General features: G+C 68.8%; 20 protein-coding genes and 1 other RNA gene. 3 read left to right on the forward strand and 18 right to left on the reverse strand.

From position 1 onward, the window contains the following. Positions 1 to 34 precede the first annotated feature (34 nt). Both ACM6LU_RS00130 and ACM6LU_RS00135 read right to left on the reverse strand, forming a co-directional pair. The gene (locus tag ACM6LU_RS00130; RefSeq protein ID WP_414935513.1) at positions 35 to 796 is read right to left on the reverse strand and encodes a helical backbone metal receptor; all 762 of its coding nucleotides are present in this window, start codon (positions 794 to 796) and stop codon (positions 35 to 37) included. Beyond that, positions 793 to 2,202, reverse strand: coding sequence for an RNB domain-containing ribonuclease (locus ACM6LU_RS00135; RefSeq protein WP_414937034.1), 1,410 nt, complete (start codon positions 2,200 to 2,202; stop codon positions 793 to 795). The genes ACM6LU_RS00130 and ACM6LU_RS00135 overlap by 4 nt, the downstream gene beginning before the upstream one ends. A 134-nt stretch (positions 2,203 to 2,336) precedes the next feature. Here ACM6LU_RS00135 and ACM6LU_RS00140 point away from each other — a divergent pair, with 134 nt between their 5' ends. Then, positions 2,337 to 3,302, forward strand: coding sequence for an AAA family ATPase (locus tag ACM6LU_RS00140; RefSeq protein WP_414935514.1), 966 nt, complete (start codon positions 2,337 to 2,339; stop codon positions 3,300 to 3,302). Between the two features lie 113 nt (positions 3,303 to 3,415). On the opposite strand, the gene ACM6LU_RS00145 is transcribed toward ACM6LU_RS00140, so the two are convergent. From ACM6LU_RS00145 to ACM6LU_RS00205, 13 genes are all read right to left on the reverse strand, one after another. Further along, positions 3,416 to 3,613, reverse strand: coding sequence for a hypothetical protein (locus ACM6LU_RS00145; protein WP_414935515.1), 198 nt, complete (start codon positions 3,611 to 3,613; stop codon positions 3,416 to 3,418). 34 nt (positions 3,614 to 3,647) lie between these two features. Continuing rightward, entirely contained in the window at positions 3,648 to 4,748 is a 1,101-nt protein-coding gene (locus tag ACM6LU_RS00150) for a hypothetical protein (protein WP_414935516.1), read from the reverse strand. A gap of 101 nt (positions 4,749 to 4,849) precedes the next feature. Beyond that, positions 4,850 to 5,848, reverse strand: coding sequence for a C40 family peptidase (locus ACM6LU_RS00155; RefSeq protein WP_414935517.1), 999 nt, complete (start codon positions 5,846 to 5,848; stop codon positions 4,850 to 4,852). A 4-nt stretch (positions 5,849 to 5,852) separates the two neighbouring features. Next, positions 5,853 to 6,449 (reverse strand): hypothetical protein, encoded by a 597-nt coding sequence (locus tag ACM6LU_RS00160; RefSeq protein WP_414935518.1) that lies wholly within the window; start codon positions 6,447 to 6,449, stop codon positions 5,853 to 5,855. Positions 6,450 to 6,452: 3 nt separating this feature from the next. Next, positions 6,453 to 8,624 carry a magnesium transporter gene (locus ACM6LU_RS00165; RefSeq protein ID WP_414935519.1) on the reverse strand — a complete coding sequence of 724 codons (2,172 nt, stop codon included), beginning with the start codon at positions 8,622 to 8,624 and terminating at the stop codon, positions 6,453 to 6,455. After that, positions 8,621 to 11,581, reverse strand: coding sequence for an ATP-binding protein (locus tag ACM6LU_RS00170; RefSeq protein WP_414935520.1), 2,961 nt, complete (start codon positions 11,579 to 11,581; stop codon positions 8,621 to 8,623). The genes ACM6LU_RS00165 and ACM6LU_RS00170 overlap by 4 nt, the downstream gene beginning before the upstream one ends. Positions 11,582 to 11,584: 3 nt before the next feature. Beyond that, a complete protein-coding gene (locus ACM6LU_RS00175) occupies positions 11,585 to 12,061 on the reverse strand; it encodes a hypothetical protein (protein WP_414935521.1) in 477 nt (158 codons plus the stop codon). Positions 12,062 to 12,074: 13 nt separating this feature from the next. Continuing rightward, positions 12,075 to 12,341, reverse strand: a complete 267-nt coding sequence (locus ACM6LU_RS00180) for a hypothetical protein (protein ID WP_005166545.1) — start codon at positions 12,339 to 12,341, stop codon at positions 12,075 to 12,077. A 442-nt stretch (positions 12,342 to 12,783) separates the two neighbouring features. Then, positions 12,784 to 13,647: an SCO6745 family protein gene (locus tag ACM6LU_RS00185; RefSeq protein ID WP_414935522.1), complete on the reverse strand. Its 864-nt coding sequence runs from the start codon at positions 13,645 to 13,647 to the stop codon at positions 12,784 to 12,786. Positions 13,648 to 13,899: 252 nt separating this feature from the next. Next, positions 13,900 to 14,289: RNase P RNA component class A (gene rnpB / locus ACM6LU_RS00190), an RNA gene on the reverse strand. Positions 14,290 to 14,303: 14 nt separating this feature from the next. After that, positions 14,304 to 14,447, reverse strand: a complete 144-nt coding sequence (locus tag ACM6LU_RS00195) for a hypothetical protein (RefSeq protein WP_414935523.1) — start codon at positions 14,445 to 14,447, stop codon at positions 14,304 to 14,306. Positions 14,448 to 14,596: 149 nt separating this feature from the next. After that, a complete protein-coding gene (locus tag ACM6LU_RS00200; RefSeq protein ID WP_414935524.1) occupies positions 14,597 to 14,851 on the reverse strand; it encodes a hypothetical protein in 255 nt (84 codons plus the stop codon). Then, a complete protein-coding gene (locus ACM6LU_RS00205) occupies positions 14,845 to 15,402 on the reverse strand; it encodes a DUF4142 domain-containing protein (protein WP_414935525.1) in 558 nt (185 codons plus the stop codon). Before ACM6LU_RS00205 ends, ACM6LU_RS00200 begins: the two co-directional genes overlap by 7 nt. A 329-nt stretch (positions 15,403 to 15,731) precedes the next feature. On the opposite strand from ACM6LU_RS00205, the gene ACM6LU_RS00210 reads away from it, so the two are divergent. Beyond that, positions 15,732 to 16,298, forward strand: a complete 567-nt coding sequence (locus ACM6LU_RS00210) for a sigma-70 family RNA polymerase sigma factor (RefSeq protein WP_414937035.1) — start codon at positions 15,732 to 15,734, stop codon at positions 16,296 to 16,298. 463 nt (positions 16,299 to 16,761) lie between these two features. Beyond that, entirely contained in the window at positions 16,762 to 17,889 is a 1,128-nt protein-coding gene (gene sfnG / locus ACM6LU_RS00215) for a dimethylsulfone monooxygenase SfnG (RefSeq protein WP_414935526.1), read from the forward strand. 54 nt (positions 17,890 to 17,943) lie between these two features. On the opposite strand, the gene ACM6LU_RS00220 is transcribed toward sfnG, so the two are convergent. From ACM6LU_RS00220 to ACM6LU_RS00230, 3 genes are all read right to left on the reverse strand, one after another. Then, complete coding sequence (locus tag ACM6LU_RS00220; RefSeq protein ID WP_414935527.1) at positions 17,944 to 19,680, reverse strand: hypothetical protein; 1,737 nt, start codon at positions 19,678 to 19,680, stop codon at positions 17,944 to 17,946. A gap of 113 nt (positions 19,681 to 19,793) precedes the next feature. Continuing rightward, on the reverse strand, positions 19,794 to 20,909 hold the full coding sequence (locus tag ACM6LU_RS00225) for a bifunctional RNase H/acid phosphatase (protein WP_414935529.1): 1,116 nt from the start codon (positions 20,907 to 20,909) through the stop codon (positions 19,794 to 19,796). Beyond that, on the reverse strand, positions 20,906 to 21,643 hold the full coding sequence (locus ACM6LU_RS00230; RefSeq protein WP_414935530.1) for a zinc ribbon domain-containing protein: 738 nt from the start codon (positions 21,641 to 21,643) through the stop codon (positions 20,906 to 20,908). The genes ACM6LU_RS00225 and ACM6LU_RS00230 overlap by 4 nt, the downstream gene beginning before the upstream one ends. Position 21,644: the final 1 nt, after the last annotated feature.

Consider the following 21,644-nt stretch of genomic DNA (forward strand, 5'->3'; position numbering starts at 1 on the left):
TAGTTGCGGTGGTTCGTGGCGCGAACTACCGCAACTAGAGGACGAGTTGCGTGAGGTGGGTGTGCGCTTCGACGAGCGAAGGGCCGTACCAGGTGAGATGGCGACCGGAGACGAGGACGTACTTCGCGCCGGGGAACGCTTCGGGGCCGTCGTCCGCAGTGAACTCGTAGGGCTCGTCAGGCAATACGAGCAAGTTCGCGTCTCCGTCCGCGAAGCGCGATTGGAGCTCTTCGAGCTTCGGACGCGGGTAGTGCTCTTCGTCCTCCGCGTAGGCGTTGCCGATTCCGACGCGATGCAGGACGTCGCCGCCGAAAGTGTCGCGACCGAGCACGATCCACGGCTTCCGCCAGACCGGCACGACCGCCCGAAAACGCTCCGGCAGGGTCTCCCGCCACACCTCTTCGGCCTCGACCAGCCATTCCGGCTCAGCGAGGTCGTAGGCCCGCGTCAGTATCCGCCGGATCGAGCCGAGCGCGCCGGGCACGGTGGCCGACGCCTCCATCACCCAGACCGCGATCCCGTCGGCACGCAGGCGTTCCACGTCCTCCGGCCGGTTCTCCTCGGAGTTGGCCAGCACCAGATCAGGTTCGAGTTCGAGCACTTTGTCCACGTTCGGGTACTTCGAGCCCCCTACCCTCGGGACGTCCAGGTCGACCGGGTGGGTGCAGTAGTCGGTGGCGCCCGCGAGTCTTCCCGGCGCACTCACCTCGACGGCCTCGGTCAGCGACGGCACGAGCGAAACCACCCGCGCCGCCGGTCCTCGCAGGGGGACCACTTCGCCGAGATCGTCGATCATGCGCGCTCGAAGGACAGTTTCCGCTTGTCGACGTCCACCGCGGTGAGCCGGACGCGGATCCGCTCGCCCTCGGGCAGCTTTTCGCCCGAGCACTTGGACATCACCGGCGGATCCTCGACGAGGATCTCGGCCTTGGTCTCGTCCGCGCGCAGGACGATCGCGCCGAACTCGCCGCCGATGTGCTCGGCCATCACCCAGACCTCGACCTGGTCGATACAGGCTCGTTCGACCTTGGCCGCCAGCGTGTCGGACGCGGTCATCTGCTCCGGCACCTCCTTGAGCGCCGCGCGCACCCACGCGGGCACTTCGCGGTCGGCGCTCACGGCCAGGCAGATCTCGGTGGCGAACCGGTCGACCAGGCGCCGGATCGGCGCGGTGACGTGGGCATACGCGCCACCGATCCCGGCGTGCGTGGTCAGCGCGGGCAGTTCGCCGTCGAACGCGGTGTACCCGGCACCCCGCAAAAGCCTCGTGGTATCGGCGAAAAGCGCCATGGAAGCGGGCTGACCGGGATCCAGCGCGGCCAGGAACTCCGAAACGCTCGTACCCTCGGGCCACTCGATGTTCAGCGCCTGCGCGGACCGCCGCAGCCACTCGATCGCTTCGGCGTCGGGCTGGGGCAGCGTGCGCAGGACACCGATCCCGGCGTCGATCATGATCTTGGCCGCCGCCATCCCGGTGAGCAGCGAGATCTCGGCGTTCCACGCGTCGACGTCGTTACGCGGCCGCTGGATCAGCGCCCAGCCGCCGTCGGGATCACCACTGATCTCCTGCTCCGGCAACTGCAGTTCGACCGCGCCGCGCCGGATCGCGAGTTCGCGGCGCAAGCGGCCGAGTTCCGGCAGCGCGGCGACCGACGGATGCGGGGTGCCCGCGTCGATCGACGCCTGGACGGTCTCGTAGTCGAACTGTTCGCCTGACCGGACCAGTGCCCGGCGGACCTTGGTCACGGTCGGCTCGCCCTTGGCGTCGACGTCGATGGTCCACAGCACCGCGGGCCTGGTCTCCCCCGGCAGCAGGCTCGCCGCGCCTTCGGACAACACCGGCGGGTGAAGCGGGACGTTGCCGTCGGGCAAGTAGAGCGTCTGACCCCGGCGGCGTGCCTCCCTGTCGAGCGCGCCACCCGGCGGGATGAACGCGGCCAGGTCGGCGATCGCGTAGTGCACCCGGAAGCCGCCGCCCTCGACGCGCTCGATCAGCACCGCCTGGTCCAGGTCCTTCGAACCGGGCGGATCGATGGTGACGAAGGGCAGACCGGTGGCGTCCTCACGTTCTCCCGCGGACTCGAGCGGGTCGACGACCGCCGCCTCCGCCTCGGCGAGCACGTCAGGCCCGAACGTCTCCGGCAGCGAGAATTCGGCTCGCAGGTGACCGAAGTCCCCTCCGGCCGTGTGTGTCCTGAGCACGAGTGAAGGCACCACCCAACCCTATCCCGACCCGGCCCGGTTGATCGCCCGTTCGGGTGCGGGCCGGCCGGGTGTACGTTACGAGCCGAAATGAAAACCGATACCCTTTTCAACACGACAGGGAGGGCCGTGGCGTGAAGATCGCGTTCGTCGGGAAGGGCGGCAGCGGCAAGACCACGCTGGCGTCGCTGTTCACCGCGTACTTGGCCGGAGCCGGGAAACCGGTACTGGCGATCGACGCGGACATCAACCAGCATCTCGCCGTCGCGCTCGGCGCGAGCGAGGAAGAGGCCATCGCGTGGCCGACGCTGGGCGACAACATGGGCCTGATCAAGGAATACCTGCGTGGCGACAACCCTCGGATCGCCGACGCGGCCTCGATGATCAAGACGACCCCGCCGGGGCGCGGGTCGCGGCTGGTCCGGCCGTTCGAGGACAACCCGATCTTCCAGGCCTGTTTCCGCGAGTTCGGCGGCGTGCGGCTCGGCGTCACCGGGCAGTTCGACGAGGACGACCTCGGCGTCGCCTGCTACCACTCGAAGATCGGCGCGGCGGAGCTGCTGCTGAACCACATGATCGACGACGCGGGCGAATACGTGGTCATGGACATGACCGCCGGCGCCGACGCGTTCGCGTCCGGGCTGTTCACGCGGTTCGACGTGACGTTCCTGGTGTGCGAGCCGACCGTGCGCAGCGTCGGCGTGTACCGGCAGTACGCCGACTACGCGCGGGACTTCGGGGTACGGCTGGTCGTCGTGGGCAACAAGGTGACCGAGGACGAGGACATCGAGTTCCTGCGCGACGAGGTCGGCGACGCACTGCTGGGCTGGATGGAGAACTCGCGGCACGTCCGCGCCGCCGAACGCGGCCGAGCGCGCCCGATCGGCGAACTCGAGGCGCACAACCTCGGGACGCTGGACTCGATGCTCGCGGCCGTCGATGCCGAGCGACGCGACTGGGCTCGCTACCAGCGTCAAGGCGTCGAGTTCCACCTGCGCAACGCGCGGGCGTGGGGCAGCGGGCGGGCCGGGGAAGACCTCACGGCGCAGGTGGACCCGGAGTTCGTGCTGGGGCCGGCGCTGGCCGGGCAGGACGCCTGAGCTTCGGGCGGCAGGGAGTGCAGGACGCTTTCCCCGCATGGCACGCGGGGCAAGCGTCCTTCACGTCGCGAGGTATCTCCCCACGCCCGGTCGGCGGCGGTCCACAGGGACCCTCAGTCACCGTTCCACTTGGCGTCCTCGGTGTCGGCCTGACGGGTGCGTTCCTTGGCGATGTCCAGGGCGCGCCTGGCCGTCGCCTCGTCCGGGTACGGGCCGAGGAGGTCGACGCTCCGGCCGCGTTCCAGGTGCTCGACCTGATTCGTCTTGGTGTTGAAGTACCAGCCCTGATCCGGGTTCGGGTCGCTCGACATAGGTCCAGCGTGACATCACCCGGACGTCCTGTCATCACTTGCGGTAGCGGTAGGGGATCTCCGTGGGATCACCGGTCGGACCGAACTCGCTGTTCTCGGGCGGATCCAGCTTCGAGCTCTCCGGTACGTTTTCGCCCATTTCGTCGAACCAGCCCCGGTTCATCGGGATGCCGCGCGGCGGGGTGGCGTCCTCCGGCGCGACGGGGATGCCCCGCGGCGGCGAACTGGGCGACACCGGCTGCGGCAAAGGCCCCGGAGGCGGCCCGGTCACCGGAGGAGCGGACGGCGGCGGGGTCATGGCGGGCGGCGGGGCGACCGGCATCGGCGGGCTCGCGGGCTGCGGCGGATCCGGCTGCGGTTCGGCCTGCGGCGGCGCGGCGGACTGCGTTTCCGGCGTGGCCGGAGGCATGCTCACCGCCGGAGGCGGCGCCTGCGCGGGCTGAGGCCGCACCGGCGGAGGCATGACCGGGGGCGCGGCAGGCGGCCCGGACTGAGGCGTGGCGGGCGGCGGGGATCCGCCCGGCGACGGCGGCGCGGCGGGCGGGGTGACCGTGCGCCACACCGGCGCCGGTCCGATGTTCATCGGCGCCGGGGCGCGCGGCGGCTGCGCGGTCACAGGCGGTGCGGCCTGCGAAGGAGGCGGTGGTGCCTGACGCCGCGCGGGCTTCGGGATCGGGTCGAGGCAGGAGACGAGCACCGTGGTGCTCGCCGGGTCCTCGATCTTCCGGCCGCTGCGCTCCCGGTAGATCATCTCGCCTTCGGTGTCCATCTCGACCAGGTAGCCGGCCTCCGCCAGCTGCTCCTCGTCGAGATCGACGAGCTTTTCGTACCGCGAAGGGACGACCCGGTAGATCGGCCAGGCGAGATGGGCGTTCTCGTGGTGGAACTGGGCCAGCAGGGCGGCCATCTGCTGCTGCCAGGGCAGCGACATCCCTTCGGCCAGCGAACGCGGCAACACCACGTAACCGGGGTCGACCCCCGGCCAGCCTTGCTTCAGCTGGTCGGCCAGCGGTGTGCTCGACGCCGGCCTCGCGGCCTGCCGCGCGGGTTGCGGAGTACCGAAAAGATCGCGGGGATCGACCTCCGGGCCGTGCGCCGCCGCGGGCTTGCCTCGCCTTCCGAATTTCCGTGCCACGCTCGTCATCCTCTGCCAGTGTGCGGCCGCTTGCCGGTGGACAGGCCGCCACTTCGGGTGAATCCGATGGTCCGCGGTCGCGAAACCACGCGTTCACCATGCTAAACGCCAGGACGGACCGCCTGCGCGACCACTTCGGCCTCGTCGAAGGAGAAGTCGCGGATGTGCACCGGGACCCCGGTCTGCTGCGCCTCGACGATCTTGCCCTCACCCAGGTACATCATCACGTGGTGGATGGTCGCCGGGTTCGACGGGACGGTGGCGAGGAACAGCAGGTCACCCGGCTGCGCCTGGCGGACCGGCAGCATCGCGCCGCCCTTGTACTGGTCACGGGAAACCCGCGGAATGATGATCCCGGCCGACTCGTAGGCCCGCAGCATCAGCCCGGAACAGTCGTAGGAATTCGGTCCGGTGGCGCCCCAGATGTACGGCTTGCCCTGCTCGCCGAGGGCGAACTTGATGGCCTGCGCGGCGGCCTGGCTCGGCGGCACCACACTGCCCACGCTCGAACCGCAGCCGACGACGTCGACGATCTGGCCCTCGTTCTGCACGAGGAGCGCCGCCATCGGCTCCCAGTTGTGATACCGGTCGGGGAAGCCGGACCGCTCCACCCGCTGCGCCGCGTCACCGGGACGCAGGTTCTCCCAGTCCGGCACGGCGAGCAGCACGTCGTAGAACTTGTTGACCTGGTACGGCGGGTCGGTGACCTGGGCGACGGTGCCCCAGCCCATCGACGGCCGCATCTGGAAGATGCCGAGCGAGTCGCGGTCGCCGTGGGTCAGGTTCCGCAGCTTGGACTCGGTCATCCCGGCCTGGATCGCCACCTGCCACGCGCGCGGCGACAGGGTCCGCTGCTTGCCGATCGAGATGATCAGCGCGACGATCCCCTTCTGTTCTTCGTCGAGCTTGTTGACGTCCGAAGAACCGCGATCGACCTGGCCGGGCAGGGTCGGCCCGATGGACGCGTCACAAGAGGTTTTGACGACGCCGCCCGCCTGCGCCTCCAGGTGGTCGGTCACCACCTCGGTGACCGTGTTCGTGGTGACCACCGCGGCGAAGACCGCGGCGATCAGCACGCCGATGATGATCCCGATCTTCATCGGGTCAGCCCGCTTGCGTGAACTTGGTGACCCGCCACCCGAAGTTCCGCTGGGTGACGGTGACCCGGACCTTGGGCCCGTCCGTCGGGACGTCCACCTCCATCGATCCGGCGAGCGAGGACACGACCTGCGGCTCCCCGGTCACCTTCGTGGCGGTGATGTTCGCGGGATCCACCGTCGTCAGTTCCCCGGCCAGGTATTCCTCGGTGGTGTACGGCCGCAATCCGTTCAGCCATCGCTCGGTCGTCGTACCGTCGGGATGGTTCGCCCATGCCGTCACCCACTCCTTGGCGACCCGGACACCGCTCTGGTCAGGTGGCGCGGACGACGGCGGTGGCTGGGTGGTGAGCCTCGGCGGCAACGTCGAGGTCACGGTCACCGGCGCCGCGACGCCCGGCCGCGAGGTGCTGGTCGTCGGAGAACCCGGCCCGGTGGCCAGCTGCCCCGGTTTGCCGACGGCCTTCGGCAGCAGGATGCCCACCGCGGTGAGGACCACCGCGAGGACCACCAGCGTGCCGGTGAGGTGGCGAGGTGAGCGCAGCGGCCAGCCCCACAGCCTGCGATAGACCGCGGTACGTCCGCGATTCGTCCGGATCGGCATGGGTCACCGGCCCACTGCGTGGTCGGTGTCCCGGAAGTCCTCGCGGACCTCGAGGCCGCGCGAAGGCCGGTACACCACGAAGACCTGCTTGCCCGCGACGACTTCGGGATCGACGCGGCGGGGACGCGGTGTGGACGGGCCCGGTTGCACCGGCACGACACCCGAGTGGTCGGGAATGGCGTAGCCGCCACCCGCGGAGTTCATCCGCGACGGCACCACGACCGGCTCCGGTTCGTCGCTCCAGCGCCGGTCGGCGACCGGCGACGTGTCGACGCGGCGGCTCGGCACTTGGATAGGGCTCCGCCCACCCGAGGTGAACATGGAGTCGCCGGGACTGCCCGCGGACGGGTTGTACTGGCCGAAGACCGGAACGCCTCCGCCGCCACCGCCGGAAGGAAGCGCGGCCATGCCGCCACCACCACTGCCGACCGCGCCCGGCCAGGGTGCTCCGGACCAGGCCGCGGCGGGCCGGATCGCGCCGGAACCGTTGTCGAGCCGCTGGGAACTGGCGAAGATCGTCGCCTCGGGCCGGAATCGCCCGCCGCCGACGGTCGCGCCCACGGGACCGCGGAGGTCGCCGTCGACGACGTCGTCGGTGTCGCGGACGTTCTGCCAGAACGCGTCCTGCGGCGTCTGCTCGTTGTTCTTCTTGCGGAAGCGGGAGAAGAGCCCGCCGCGTGGCGAAGGCGCCGCGCCGCCGACCATGCCGACGGACATTTCCACCATCTGCCACAGCCGCCGCACGGGACGGCCGACCATGAACAGCAGTACGGTGATGATTCCCGCCAGCACCATCTTGGTCAGCAGGGAAAGCGAGTTCCCCGCGGTGAAGATCGCCTCCAGCAGGAGGGTGTGCACACCCGCCAGCACCGAGAGCACCATGAGGTTGAAGGCGACCGCTCCGACCACCTTCAGGATGCGCTGCATGATCTGCGGCTGGAGCAGCGCGATCAGGCCGATCAGCGGAGCCGTCAGTACGAAGATCCTGATCAGCACCTGCGCGAGCAGGACCGTGGCCTTCGCCAGCAGCTGGAACAGCGAGTAGACGATTCCCTGGCCGAGGGAAAGGAAACCAGCGCCGACGCGGCTGCCGTCCTCACCCGTGAAGTACCCGGTCGCCGGGCCGAGTTTGGTCGAGATGTCCTTGAACGCGGCCTTCTTGGAGTCCACCAACGCGGTGTCGGCATCACCGCCCTGCTGGATTTGGGGCCAGGTGAAGGCACGGGCGTCCAGCAGCGGCGGGCCGTATTGCAGTGCCTGTGGCGAGTCCGGACTGCCGAACTCCCCCCGGAGCCAGTTGTCGTAGACGACCCGGCAATGCAGTTCGGTCGGGACGCGGTCCCATGGCTCGCGCGCGGCGACGGCCTCCGGTGTCGCCTGGCACGGCTGTGCCGAGGGCGGGGTCGGCTGGTTCGGCGGAGGGGTCTTGGCTTCGTCGATGAAACCGGCCTGGATGTTGGTCGTGGTCTGCACGATCGCGTTGTCGATCGGATCGAGGAAACGCAGCAGTGCCAAGGAAGACGCCGCCAGCCAGACCGCGGCCAGGCCGTACAGCGCCCGTTTGCTGACCGCCGCGAGATCGCCACGCCAGATGTTGCGGAACAGCATGATCGACATGATCAGCGCGGCCAGGCCGAACAACTGGGCGTAGATGTTGTTGTAGACCTTTTCGGCCCCGGCCTTGACGGCGTTGTACAGCGGGCTGAGCAGGCTGCCCTGCAGCACGGTGTAGTGCAGCGAGTTCGTGGCGCCGACGAGGTTCTTGCCGATGTTGAAGAGCTGGTTTCCCGCCCAGGTGTCGATCGTCGAGTTGGGCGAGGTGATCCCGGCCAGCGGGCCGCAGTCGGTTTCGAAGGTGTCCCAGACATGTCCCGCGTATCCGTAGACGTTGTACGGGCTGCCACCTTCACCGCGAGCGGTCGCGGGCGGGTCGAGGGCGCCGACCATGCCGGCTCCGGGCCGTTCCGGGTTCGGCGCCTCACCACAGGCCGCGGCCGACGCCGCCGGAGCGGTCGCCACGGCCTGCAAACCCAGGATCAGCATGACGACGAACATCGTCGCGCGGCGGCTGGGCCTGCTCTTGCCCGGCCGCGGCCCCTCTTTGAGGCGGCGGCGCAGCGCGTGCCAGCCGGCGGCGAACGCGAGCACAGACGCCAGCGTGATCACCGTGTTCATGCGGCATCCCTGCCGGTGCCGCCCTTGCCGGCGCGCACGTGCTGCTCGCCCTTTTCGCCGTTCGTGATGTGTCCATTTTGGACAGTGCCGTTGACCTCGCCCGTCTCGGCGGCCAGCGGGTCCGGGGCGCCGAGCATCTGCTCGTCGGTGAGGCCGACCTCGAGTTCGGCCGCGAGTTCGAGGTCCTCTTCGAGCTCGAAGTCGTCTTCCTCCGGCGGCGACGCCACGAACTGTTTCTCCGCCGGGGCCGCGAGTTCGTTACCCGGCCGGGAAGGCTTGGCGTCGGGTGAGCCCGGCGTCGTGTCCATGACCCGGCGCAGGTGTTCCAGGTGCGGCCCGGAGAAGTCGACGCGGATCCGCTCCACCCCACCGGCACCGTCACCGAAGATGAACTGGCGGGGCTCGACGTCCCGCTGGAGATCGCGGGACGAGCCGGGACGGCGGCCGAGTGCGGCCACCACCTGCTCGTAGCCGACGCCGACCGGGACCTTGAGCAGGCGCAGCGCGTCGGCCTGGGCGTCGTCGTCGTCGAGACGGCCGACGAACACCGAGTCCAGCAGTGCCACGAAACCCTGGATCTTCAGGAAGTCCGCGGGGATCTGCGAGGACAGCAGCACCCGGACGTTCCACTTACGCGAGTCACGCGCGAAGCGGTTCATCAGCACGCGACCGGTCGGGACCTCGGAGAGGAAGAACGCCTCGTCGATCCAGACGCCCTTGCGCAGTTCCTTCGGCTTCTCGTACACCGACCGCTGCGTCAGCCACGCGGCGAGGTTCAGCATCTCGACGCCGAGCGATTCCGCGTCCGTCCAGTACTCGCGCGGGACGCCGTCCTTGGGAAGGGTCAGCCCCGCCATGGTCAGCACGGTCATCCGGTCGTCGCGGGTCTCGGCGTACGGGTCCGCGTCGGTCTCCGGGATGAGCAGCGCCATCCGCTCGCGCATCTCGTCGAGGAAGTCCGCGACGACGACGGCGTGCTCGTGGTGCTCGCTGGAGTCCCGGCGCAACGCGTCGATGACCTGGCCAGGGTCGGCTTCGAACCGGCCGCCGACCGCGCGGACGGCGCGCAGCAGCACGATCCGGGTCTGCGCCATCCGCGAGACCTCGTACGGCAGGACACCGGTGAGGACGTCGAGCACGAGACGTCGCCGCGTCGCACCCGCGAGGGCCTTCTCCCGCCGCCAGGAACGCTCGGGGTCTTCCTCGTCCATGAAGTGCTCGATCTGCGGCTCGGCGACCACCCGGTACGGGTTGAGGATGCCGGGCTGCGCGTTGAGCAGGTTGATGTTCCGCGCGTACGGCCGCATCTCGGGCAGATCGCACAGGCGCGACAGCGGACCGGACGGGTCGAGGATCGTCCAGTGCGCGCCCGCGCGGAGTGTCTTGTAGACGATGCCGCCACCGAGGAACGACTTACCGCCACCGAGGCCGGCGACCATCGCGGTCAAGCCCGAACCGTCACGGATCTCCTGCGCCATCCACGGGTCCCACGCCACCGGGCGCCGGGTCGCGGTCACGGTCTCGCCGAGCAGGATGCCGCGGCGGTCACCCACTTCGGCCGTCGCCGTCGGCACCGACGAGGACGCCCACACGACCGAACCACGGCGCATGTACGCCGCCGAGGCCAGCGGCTCGCCGGGGATGAATTCCCTGGCGAGCGCGTACTGGGCCTCGGGGTGTTCAACGGCGATCTTCGGCTTGTAGAGGTCGAGAAGCTGCTGGGCGAGGCGCAGCGCGTCACGCTCTGTCGGCCCGGAGACCGCCAGCCGCCACCAGGAGCGCACACGGGTGGCCAGCGCGGTGAAGCCCGACGTCATCTCGTCGTCGATCTCCAGCACCCGGCCCGCCTGGCGCGCCAGCGACTGCGGCGGCTCCAGTTCGTGCTCGTCGGTGTAGTGCTTGACCTGCGAGCGCACCTTGTTCATCTGGCGCTGCAGCTCACTGGCGACCTCTTCGGGCCGCCGGACGTAGATCCGCGCGGACACCTCGACCGCGGCGGGCAGCCGGTCCGCGTGCTGGATCCAGGGGTCGTCGACCTCGGGGATCTGCAGGCCGTGCATCTGGCCGACGGTGAGGACGGCGAGGTGCCGCGAGACCCCGGCGTTCGACCCGGTGCGGCCGCGCACGGTGACCGTCGGCGCGTAGGGCTCCGCGTGGAAGTCCGCCGCGTCGGTGAAGCTGGCGAGGTCTTCGGGTTCCCAGGCGGCGCCGGGGACCGCGGGCATGTGGCGCGGCGCGGGCAGGCCCAGCGAGCACGAGCGGTGCATCAACCAGGACATCTCTTCGGCGTGCACCGGTCGGCCTTCGAGCCCGGCCGAGCCGATCACCTGGTCGAGGTGCTCGACCTCGGAGTCGAGCGCGGCCAGTTCGGCGTCGACGGCCTCGGGAAGGATCTTGCGCAGTACCGGAGCGGCGCTCTCGACGGCGCGGTCGATCATCCGGCGGGTCTGCACCTGGATGCCGAGATAGACCTCCTTCTCGGCCATCGAGCGGCCCATGAGCTGCTGCTGCTCGCCGATGAGGTAGTCGTCGAAGGAGAGCGCGCCCTGGACGTCCTGGGGACGACCGACGGCGTTGTGCACATGAGCCTCGGCCCACATGCGGATCGGGTACGGCCGGTTGGTCACGCGCAGGTGCAGCCAGCGGCCCTGGAGCTCCGCGTACTGCCCGGCGATGGCCGCGATCAGGTCGCGACGCTGCGAGTCCGACCGGAACGACCAGCGCTGCGGCGCGAGCCGGTACCAGGCGTAGACCTCATGACCGGTACGTAACAGGTGCCCGTCGATGCTTCGCGCCGCGATCGACGGGGTGTAGGCAGGTATGGCCGCCTCCCCTGGCAGCCGCCTCCCCTTGCCGGCCTTCTTGGGCTGCGCGGAGCGGACCTGCTGGGGCTGGTTCCAGGCCCCTTGCTGCAGGTCACGATCACGTTTTCCTCGGCTTCCGCCGCGACCGAACAACGACTACCTCCCGGCCCGAGCCGCAGGGCGGCTCCGACGCGCTCTTGGTGTTCCCTGAGCTCCGGCGCCGCCGCCGTAGCCGTGTTGCTGGTACTGCCGTCTCCTGCGGTGCTTCGGCAGCGGGCGGGTCGCCCGCACCCGGACGCGGGACGCGCTGGCTGCGCCACCCGTACCCGTGGTCCGTTCTCTGGGTGAGTTGAGCTCTTTCGCCGCCATCGCGGCCACGGCGCCGAGCGGGCGCTCGTGGCTGATCTTGGCCGTGATCAATCTCGTGATCACAATTGTGGCGACGAAGGCCCAGGCGGTCGAGAAGAACCCGAAGCTCCAGCCCGCCCACCGTTCGACGGTGAGGACGAGCAGGAAGACCGGGATACCGACAAGCCACGCGACGTAGCGGGCTCTCCAGGGAAAAGTCGCTTTCGGCGGGCCCAGCCACACGGCGTCGACCCGGTAAACCTCGTCATCGGTACGGATACGCAACGCGGGCCCTGCCTCAGCCCGTGAAGAGGCCGGCGATCCACTGGCCCACGTTGACTCCGGCGCCGCTCACCGCGAGGCCGATGATCGCCAGCGCGATCACGACACCGGCGAGACGGCGCATGACACCGGCGTTGTCCCCCTTGCCACCGCCCAGCCACAGCAGCAGAAGTGCGACGGCCAGCAGCACAAGGGGGATGATGTTGTCGATCAGCCAGGTGCGGACGTTGCCGGTGCCGAGCTCGCCGGCGGCCAGCGTGTCGAGGGTGGTCAAGGTCATCATCGCATTACTCCCGGTGCGCGGAGAGGGGTTTCGCGCGGTTCTGGCTCGGTTGTGCTTCGAACATCATGGCGTCACGAGGGGTAGTGGTCAAAGCGCGCTCTGTAGATACCGTTTTGCCTACGAATTACAGAGCGAGGCACAGCACCACGACCATCCTCGGTCTCCATCATCGTTGCAAGGGTCGTCAGGATTAACCCCGGCCACCCGTATTTCGCAGTGTGCTGACGAACTCACCCGGTTGCGAGGTTCTTGCTCACTGTGAGTACGGATCGACGGCCGGGAATTGGGCCGCGACCAGTGTGACATGACTCGTTCGGTGGCTTTCCGCGAGTCCACTGCGTGAGCGCGTATTCGACAAAATTTATGGGCACCGATCAAGGGAAAGTCATGCTTCCGTTACCCAAAGCGAAAACTTAACCCGCATTTTCACTACATAGCGTGATTATCGGCCCGTGGAGAACACATTCGCCGGAAAAGCGCCGGCTTCGACAGCCTGGCGGCTCAACGGCCCACAGAGCTCGTGAAGCCGTTTGGTCTTCTCCTCGCCGAGGTGCTCCCAGGGCCCTGTCGACGCCGCGTTGGTGGCGGCTTCGACCCGTTCGCGAAGATCGTTCCCGGCCTCCGTCAAGCCGCCCTCGGCGTCGAGGACGCCCTTCTCGCGGAGAGCCTCGGCCGCCGCGTCCCACTGCTCGTCGCTCCAGCCACGGGAGGCCTTGGCCGCCGCGGCCTGGAAGCCCTTGCCCGTGGCGGTGTGCGTGACGAGAGCGTCGAGGCCGCCGAGACCGTTGAGGACGAGCGCCGCGATGTGGCCGTCGCCGCGGTGCTCTCGCAACAAGGTGATGGCGTGCCAGAGGACGAGGTGCGGCTCGCTCGGCCAGTCGAGGTCCGCGTGCCCGGCGTAGAGCGGCCGCCCGTCGACCCGGCAGCCCCCGGTCGCCGCACGGGCTAGTTCGGCGGCCTCGGCGACCTCCTCGGAGTCGAGGGTGTCCTTGCCGAGAAGCCGGATCAGCGTCGCGTCGACGGCTTCGAACCGGGCCTCGATGATCCGGTCCGGGGTGGCCAGCGTCCACGCACGCGGGATGTAGCGGGCGACCAGCTCGGGATTGAAGTTGTAGAACGTGGCGGCGACGACGCCCGGGCTCACCGCGCCCATGGGGGCCGCGCGGCCCGCGAAGTACGTCATGCGCCCCGGCCGGAGCCCCGCGTCGGTGAGCGCGGCTTCCGTCTCCGGTGCGAAATAGGTGAGGGAATGCAGTACATCGAACGTTCCGCGGAACCGTCCCGTGACCCGACTCGCTTCGCCCATGAAGGCACCCTACCGGCAAGTAGACAGAGTGCGCAGCGTCCGAAGGGGCCGAGGCGGGGAGCAAGGGACCTTTGCTGTCACTTCCCAGGTCGGGGGCGGGTTCCGCGAGCGATCCGTGAGGCTGCCCTACTGCCGCCGGCCTCACCCCCGGTGCGGCGGCGCGGGCGCGTGGCGGGTCCCCAGCCACCCAGGCCAGGAGTACAGGAAGGCCCCCTTCCTCGCGCTAGGCAGAAGGAAGGGGGCCTTCGTACTCGGACGAGCCGGCGTGTAAGCCGGATCCTGTCCTCGCCTCGCCTTGCGGCTGGGCGAGTGGCGGTCATCCATCTAGGCCCGCCGTCGCCGACGGGCTCGAGCGGCCTACCCGCAGACTCGGGCGGGCAGCCCTCGGTCGTCTGCGCAGGAACCTCGCGGCTCCCTCTTGGCCTTGCTCCGGGTGGGGTTTACCTAGCCGTCCTGGTCACCCAGGACGCTGGTGGTCTCTTACACCACCGTTTCACCCTTACCTCCGCGAGCGGAGGCGGTCTGTTTTCTGTGGCACTGTCCCGCGGGTCGCCCCGGGTTGCCGTTAACAACCACCCTGCCCTGTGGAGTCCGGACTTTCCTCGAACCGGTCTCCCGGCTCGCGGCCGCCCTGCCGACTCGTCCGCCGGCGAATCCTACTGCACGGGCTCGGGCAGGCGGTTCAGGTTGTGCCGCCCGTCGGGTTCGATCACGAACCAGACGCGGTCGGTGCCCTGTCCGGTCCATTCGCCGGGCCGCGCGTTGCCGAACTTGCAGAGCGGCCAACCCGCCAAGGTCACCTGTCTGGCGCCTTCGAGACGTTCACGGTCCCCACTAGCGCGGGATCGATGCCGGTCACCGAGGCACGCCGAGCGGGCCTTGTGCGGGTCGTCGCGTTCGTAGCGGAAGAGGCGGCACCCGTCTCGTCAGCGCGGCCGGGCCCTCGGGATCAGCCGCCTGCCACCACATCGCGGCGCCCACGACGAGCGCCGCGAGGACGACGAGCATGGTCAGCCGCGATCGGCGCATCAGGCGTCTCCGTTTCTCCTTGACGGCCGGCGGGGTTCTGCTCCGCGATCTCATCGGTCCAATGAAGGACGGCGGACGGGCTGTCGAGGCCGACGACACCGGCGAGCACGACGTGGCCGCCGCGCGGCGCCTCGTGCCCGGTGACGCGCCGGATCCAGCCGGTGGCGCTCAGCACGCCCCAACGCCGGCGTCAGGCACATCGTCACGCAGGCGAACCGGGCCGAAAGCGTGGCGATGTCCCGCACCCCGCTGTCGTGGGGCGACGGGGCCGGGATGACCGCGAAGAGCGACACCGTCATGCGCGCCTGCCCGGCGAACCGAGCACCCGCACCACACCGAACGTCGCTCCCCCGGCGAGCCCCGCCATGAACACGCCGAGCGCGACGTCGCCACCGTCCCGTTCGGCGCCACCGGTGGCGACACCGTCAGTGAGATCGTCTCGGCGAGGCCGGTGCTTTCGAGCAGGGTCATCTGCCGCATGACGGTGTCGACGGCCGTCTGGGCGAAGGAACGCATCGCGTCGTCACGGGTGGCCGCCCGGACCTGTGAGGCGAGGCCGAAGATGCTCCCGTGCGCGGCACGGGCACGGTTGACGTAGACGCGGTCGAAGTCGGCGAACGCGGCGCCGGTGATCTCGTCGGCCCAGGACCGTTGCTCTTCGGTCGGCTCACCGGGAAGTTCGACACGGATTCTCGACGCGAGTTCGCGGGCCTGGCGTCGAGGCACTCGATTTCCGCGTAGGCATGGGCGGGCATTCCCGCCCATATCACCAGGCAGGCGATCACCACTCCGAGCAGCCGATAGATCATGTCACCCGTCCCCGTCCGTAAAGTGCCTCATGGGGGAGCACGGCGAACCGGAGCGACCGGTTCGATCTCTGTCCGCCCATGCCAGTGTGACGTGTATCACACGTCGCATTAGAACCGTTTCTCGCTGCCATACGTACCGGACGAACAATGGTAATTGGAGCACTACCGCACGTGACTTACGTCGATAGTCTGCGCTACGGTGTAGCGACCTGCGAAATCCTCCACCGCCGGGAGGTTGCGAACCTTATGGAAGCAGTGGGCAGAGGGTGCCGATTCGGCCGCGATCGCCAGGTCGCCGACCTGTCCGAAGTTCCTTCCGATGAGATGATGTTGTTGCTGCACAAGGACTTTGGAGACACGCTGTTCAGCCAGGTCCTGCATCTGACCGGCCATGATCAACAATGGACCGAAGACGTCGTCCAAGAGACACTGATTCGCGCCTGGCAACATTCGGGCATCCTGAACCGCGAGCCGGGAATGCTGCGTGACTGGCTGCTCACGGTCGCGAAGCGGATCGTGCTCGACGGCTGGCGAAACCGGCACGCCCGACCGCGGGAAATGAAGCTGGACAGTTCCGAAAACGCCGAAAAAGCGGACCAGACGGATCAGTCGCTGTCCGCACTCGTCATTTCGGAGGCGCTACGATATCTGGACAGCAAATATCAGGCTGTCCTCTACGAGACGTATCTGACCGGGCATACGGTCCGGGAGGCGGCGGCGATATTGGGAATCCCGGAGGGAACGGTCAAATCACGGCTGTACGCGGCTATGAGGACACTGCGACGGTCGTTAGGGGAACTGGGTTCGCGATGAGGAAGCGGAAGGCGAAACACACCGATGTCGCGGCCTTTGCGCTCGGTGTGCTCGATCAAAGCGAGGCATACGTCTTCGAAGAACACCTGAAGGGATGCGGGCGCCGCGGACGACAGGTCGCGGAATTCGCGTCGGTGGAAGCCGCGCTGGCGAAGGCCGATCCGCGCTACCTGTCCCCCGGCGCCGCACGGCGTCGCGGGCGGCTGTCACGGATCACGGCCAACCTCGTGGTGGTCCTCCTGATATGCGTCGTCGCGGCCGTGATGTCGTCACACCGGTCGTCCGGCCGGCGACTTCGACCAGCGACAGTTGCCGCAATCCGACACGAGGGTATCGACGGTGCATACCGGAGTAAATCCCGAGAGTCCCTTCAGCGGGTCTCGAAGCGCCACGCGCGCTCGGCCGTTCCCAGCGCGTGGACCACGATTGACGGTTTCCGGGGGCGGCGGGTTCACTCCGCGGCATGCCGGGAATCGAATCCGAACCACTCAAATTCGCCTATTGGGTCCCCAATGTGAGCGGCGGGCTGGTCACCAGCGACATCGAGCAGCGCACCGACTGGGGCTACGAGTACAACCGGGATCTCGCCGTCCTCGCGGAGAACAGCGGATTCGAATACGCGCTGAGCCAGGTCCGTTACACGGCCAGCTACGGTGCCGCCTACCAGCACGAATCAACCGGATTCAGCCTCGCGTTGCTGCTCGCGACGCAGCGGCTGAAGGTGATCGCGGCGATCCACCCCGGACTGTGGCATCCCGGAGTGCTCGCGAAGTTCATCGCCAGCGCGGACGTGATCTCCGGCGGGCGCGCGGCGGTCAACGTGGTCAGCGGCTGGTTCAAGGACGAATTCACGAACCTCGGTGAAGCGTGGCTCGAACACGACGAACGGTACCGGCGTTCGGAAGAGTTCATTCGCGTACTGAAGGAACTCTGGACGAACGACCACGCCGAATTCAACGGTGATTTCTACCGGATTCACGATTTCGACATCAAGCCGAAACCGGTCGGGCGGCCGCATCCGGAGATCTTCCAGGGCGGCAACTCCACCGCCGCGCGGAAGCTCGCGGGCCGGGTCTCCGACTGGTACTTCAGCAACGGCAAGGACTTCGACGGCTTCAGCGAGCAGGTTTCGGAGGTCCGTGGCTACGCGGCCGAGAACGACCACTCCGTCCGCTTCGGGCTCAACGGTTTCCTGATCGCGCGGGAGACCGAGAGCGAGGCGAAGGCCGTGCTGCGCGAGATCGTCGAGAAGGCGAACACCGACGCCGTCGAGGGATTCCGCAACGCCGTCAAACAGGCGGGAAGCTCCACTTCGGACAAGAAGGGGATGTGGGCCGACTCGGAGTTCACGGATCTGGTGCAGTACAACGACGGCTTCCGCACCGGGCTGATCGGCACGCCGGAGCAGATCGCGGACCGGGCCATCGAGTACAAGAAGCGCGGGGCGAACCTGCTGCTGCTCGGATTCCTGCACTACCTGGAGGACGTCGAGCACTTCGGGAAGCACGTCCTGCCGGTGATCCGGGCGAAGGAAGCGGACCTGGAGCGAGGCTCCGCCACCCCCGAACCCCTCACGCAAGTAGTCCTCTAGTTGCGGTAGTTGCGCGGCGCAAGGATCGCAACTAGAGGACGAAACGCGGAGGGGTCAGGGCAGGTAGACGGTCTGGCCCGGGTGCATGGTGGGGCCGCAGTCCTTGAGCGGCCCACCGAACCGCGCCGCCTCGACGTCCGGAAGGGTCTTCGCGGCGTAGTCCTGGGCCGCCTTCAGCTTCTCCGGGCTGGAGACGGCGTCCTTGCGCACGAAGTCCCCATTACGCGGCCCACCGCCCGGGTACACGAAGATCGGCTCGTAGTCGCGATCGATCCGCGGGTCGACGGTGATGCCGTTGCCCGCGGCCCACGGGCCCCACGAGTGAATGAAGGTCGGCTTGACCTTGTCGAACACGTAGTCGCGCAGCCCCGGCATGTCGCCGTTCTTGACGAAGTCCGCGACGTCCGCCTCGACCAGCCCGGCCATGTCGACCAGGTGCAGGCGGCTGGTCATCGACGAGCCACCGAGGTCGGGCAGCAGCAAGGACGCCTGCTGCAGGCCGAGGATGTCGGCGATGGTGTTGAAACCGCGGCCGAAGCGGTCGGCGATGAGGCACGCGGGCACTGTCGGAACCTCTTGGAACTTCTCCGACGACGACGCGAAGCCCATCCCGGACGGGATCGCGGCCGCGACCAGCACGAGCACCACGACGGCCCGCAGGACCGCGCGCGAACGGCGCAGCAGTTCGCCCGCGGCCAGCGTTCCCGCCAGCGCGGCGAGGATCCAGATCGGGGTGGCGAAGCGGTGCTGGCCCATCCAGTCCGGGACCATCACGCCGTAAGCGATGATCCCCAGCGCCAGCGGCGTGAGCAACGCGACCAGCGCACGCCGCCATTCCGCGCGGACGAGCGCGTAACCGACGGTCAGCGCCAACAGGATCGTCCCGGCGACACCGGCGTAGCCGACCAGCTCGAACGGCTGCTTCAGCGCCGAAAGGCCGGGAAGTCCCTGCCCCTTCGCGATGGACGGGTTCGCCAGCAGCCTGCCGAACTCCGCGATCCGCCAGGCGAGGTACGCGCCGAACGGGATCGCGAACGCGACCACGGAGACCACGATGAACTTGACGCTCTGCCCCAGCAGCGGCTTCCGCAGCTGGAACAGGACGACGAGCGGGTACGCGCCGCCGTAGATCAGGCCTTCGGGCCGGGTCAGCGCGGCGAACGCGACGAGCACCCCGGACCAGATGGCGATCTTCGCGGTGAGCACGGTGTTCTTGCGCACGGCCACGAACAGCAGCACCGCGAGCCAGGCGACGGCCATCCCGAACAGGGAGTTCTCCAGACCGGAGATGGTCCAGATGACGAACGACGGGATCGCGGCGAGAGTCAGCCCGACGACCAGCGTCGCCAGCCAGGCGAAGCGCGTGAAGACCTGCTTCGCGGCGACGTGGCAGGCAGCCAGCGTCCCGGCGGTGAACAAGAGCCCGAGCAGCTTCGGGAACAGGACGTAGTCGGGGAGGCCGAACAGCATGCCGCTGTCGAAGATCCCGACGAGCTTGCCGAGCGCCAGCAGCACCAGCCAGGTCGAGTTCGACCACCCCTCGACCGACGGCTGCCCCGGCTGCAGCACCGGGCCGAGTCCGTCGGCGAAGCTGCGCGCGTAGGAGAAGGTGATGGCCGCGTCGTCGACGATCCAGTGGCCGTAGAGGGTGGCGTGCCAGGCCAGCGCCGCGACACCGGCGAGCACCGCCAGGTACGGCGCGATCCGGGCGGCCGGGCCACGACGGGCCGACGTCTCCGCCGGGTCGGGCACGTCTTTTTCGGAAGCTTCGCTGAGTGCGCTCGCCGTCATGTCCCTGTCTTTGCCTTCTCGCTCACATGCCCGTCGCCGAAACTGTAGCCAATACCCCATCGGCCGTCCGCGACACGTCATATCCAGGCGTGATCCGCGACACATCCCCCGCGTCAGGACAGATGCGAGATGTCGTTCACCAAGCGGACCGAAGCGTTGCCGTCCGGGTAGAACTCGACGATCGACAGCGAGGCCAGGTCCAGGTGCAGGCGGAACAGCAGCGACGGCCCGGCGTCCAGGCCCATCCGCAGCAGCGCCTTGATCGGCGTGACGTGGCTGACCAGCACGAGTGTCCGCCCGCCGTACTTCGCGATCAGTTCGTCGCGGGCCTTGCGGACACGGCGGTGGACGCCGTCGAAGCTCTCGCCGCCCGGCGCCGCGATGGAGGTGTCCGAGAGCCAGCCGGTCTGGAATTCGGGGTCGCGGTCCATGGCCTCTTTGAAGGTGAGGCCTTCCCAGTCGCCGAAGTCGGTCTCGATCAGCCCGGGGTGCGTCTCGACCCGGCCGCCGAGCGCGTCCGCGATCGCCTGGGCGGTCTGCTGGGTGCGGATCAGCGGCGAAGCGATGATCGGTGCGGCCTCGCCGTCGACGACCAGGCCCTCCATCGAGCCGAGGCGTTTCGCGGCGGCGGCCGCCTGCTGCTTGCCGTGTTCGGTGAGCGGCACGTCGCCGCGACCGGAGTAACGCTTGTCGACCGACATCGCCGTCTGGCCGTGCCGCACGAGGAGCAGTTTGGTCGGTGTGCCGGTCGCGCCGGTCCAGCCGACCGGGCTGATCCTGTCCTGCTTCACGGTCTTCGGCGCTTCTGGCTTCTTCGCGGCCTGAGCGCCGTCCATCGCCTCGTTCGCGAGCCCGTCCGCGTGCGAGTTCTCCGCGCGCGGGATCCACTCGTAACGCACGCGGGAAAAGCGCGCCGCGAGTTCCTTGGCCTCGGCGTTCAGCGGCCGCATCGACGGGTGCTTGACCTTCCAGCGCCCGGACATCTGCTCCACCACGAGCTTCGAGTCCATCCGGACGTCCACTGTGGACGCTCCGAGCTCGGCGGCCGCGGTGAGCCCGGCGATCAGACCGGAATACTCGGCGACGTTGTTGGTCGCGATGCCGACGTAGGCCTTGCGCTCGGCGAGCACCTCACCGGTGACCGCGTCCTTGACGACCGCGCCGTAGCCGGCGGGCCCGGGGTTGCCCCGCGAGCCGCCGTCGGCCTCGATCAGCACGTGGTCGGTCACAGGCCGGACTCCAGCGTGCGCACCAGGATGGCGCCGCAGTTCTCGCACTGGATGACGTTGTTCTCGGGTGCGGCCTTGATCTCGGCGATCTCGCGGCGGTCGATGTCGAGCTGGCAGGCGCCGCAGCGGCGGGCCCGCAACAACGCCGCGCCGATGCCCTTGTGCGCGCGGATCCGCTCGTAGAGCTTCAGCAGGTCGTCCGGGAAACGCGGAAGGAGCTTGGCGCGGTCTTCGTCGCGGCGTGCCTTCGTGGTGTCGAAGTCGGTGAAGTTCTCGTCGCGGCGGCGGACGGCTTCGGCGACCTCGTTTTCGGCCTTCGCGACTTCGGCGCTGGTGCGCTGGGCGTCGAGGTCGAGCGCCTCGCGGCGTTCCATCAGTTCGAGCAGGTCGTCCTCTAGCGCGGACTGACGCCGGTTGAGGCTGTTCAGCTCGTGCTCGATGTCGGTCATCTGCTTCGCCGCGACGGAACCGGATTCGAGGAGCTTGCGGTCGCGGTCGCCGCGGGCGCGCACCGACTCGATCTCCTTTTCCTGGCGGGCGATCTCGCGATCGAGGTCGGACGCCGCGGTCTGGACCGAGACCAGCGCGTCACGTCGATCGCGCACCGTCTTCTCGCCCGCGTCGATCTCGGCGATTTCCGGCAGGGTGCGGCGGCGGTGGGCGGTACGCGAAAGCTCCGCGTCCACCTTCGCGAGTTCGAGCAGCTGGCGCTGGACGGCGGGGTCGGCCTTCACG

This window comes from Amycolatopsis sp. cmx-11-51, assembly GCF_047608665.1.
Lineage (GTDB): Bacteria > Actinomycetota > Actinomycetes > Mycobacteriales > Pseudonocardiaceae > Amycolatopsis.

Excerpts from the sequence above, each read along its gene's own strand:
- ACM6LU_RS00130 (WP_414935513.1), bottom strand. The coding sequence starts at position 796 with ATGATCGACGATCTCGGCGAAGTGGTCCCCCTGCGAGGACCGGCGGCG.
- ACM6LU_RS00145 (WP_414935515.1), bottom strand. The coding sequence starts at position 3,613 with ATGTCGAGCGACCCGAACCCGGATCAGGGCTGGTACTTCAACACCAAG.
- ACM6LU_RS00155 (WP_414935517.1), bottom strand. The coding sequence starts at position 5,848 with ATGAAGATCGGGATCATCATCGGCGTGCTGATCGCCGCGGTCTTCGCC.
- ACM6LU_RS00160 (WP_414935518.1), bottom strand. The coding sequence starts at position 6,449 with ATGCCGATCCGGACGAATCGCGGACGTACCGCGGTCTATCGCAGGCTG.
- ACM6LU_RS00165 (WP_414935519.1), bottom strand. The coding sequence starts at position 8,624 with ATGAACACGGTGATCACGCTGGCGTCTGTGCTCGCGTTCGCCGCCGGC.
- ACM6LU_RS00180 (WP_005166545.1), bottom strand. The coding sequence starts at position 12,341 with ATGATGACCTTGACCACCCTCGACACGCTGGCCGCCGGCGAGCTCGGC.
- ACM6LU_RS00185 (WP_414935522.1), bottom strand. The coding sequence starts at position 13,647 with ATGGGCGAAGCGAGTCGGGTCACGGGACGGTTCCGCGGAACGTTCGAT.
- ACM6LU_RS00210 (WP_414937035.1), top strand. The coding sequence starts at position 15,732 with ATGGAAGCAGTGGGCAGAGGGTGCCGATTCGGCCGCGATCGCCAGGTC.
- sfnG (WP_414935526.1), top strand. The coding sequence starts at position 16,762 with ATGCCGGGAATCGAATCCGAACCACTCAAATTCGCCTATTGGGTCCCC.
- ACM6LU_RS00220 (WP_414935527.1), bottom strand. The coding sequence starts at position 19,680 with ATGACGGCGAGCGCACTCAGCGAAGCTTCCGAAAAAGACGTGCCCGAC.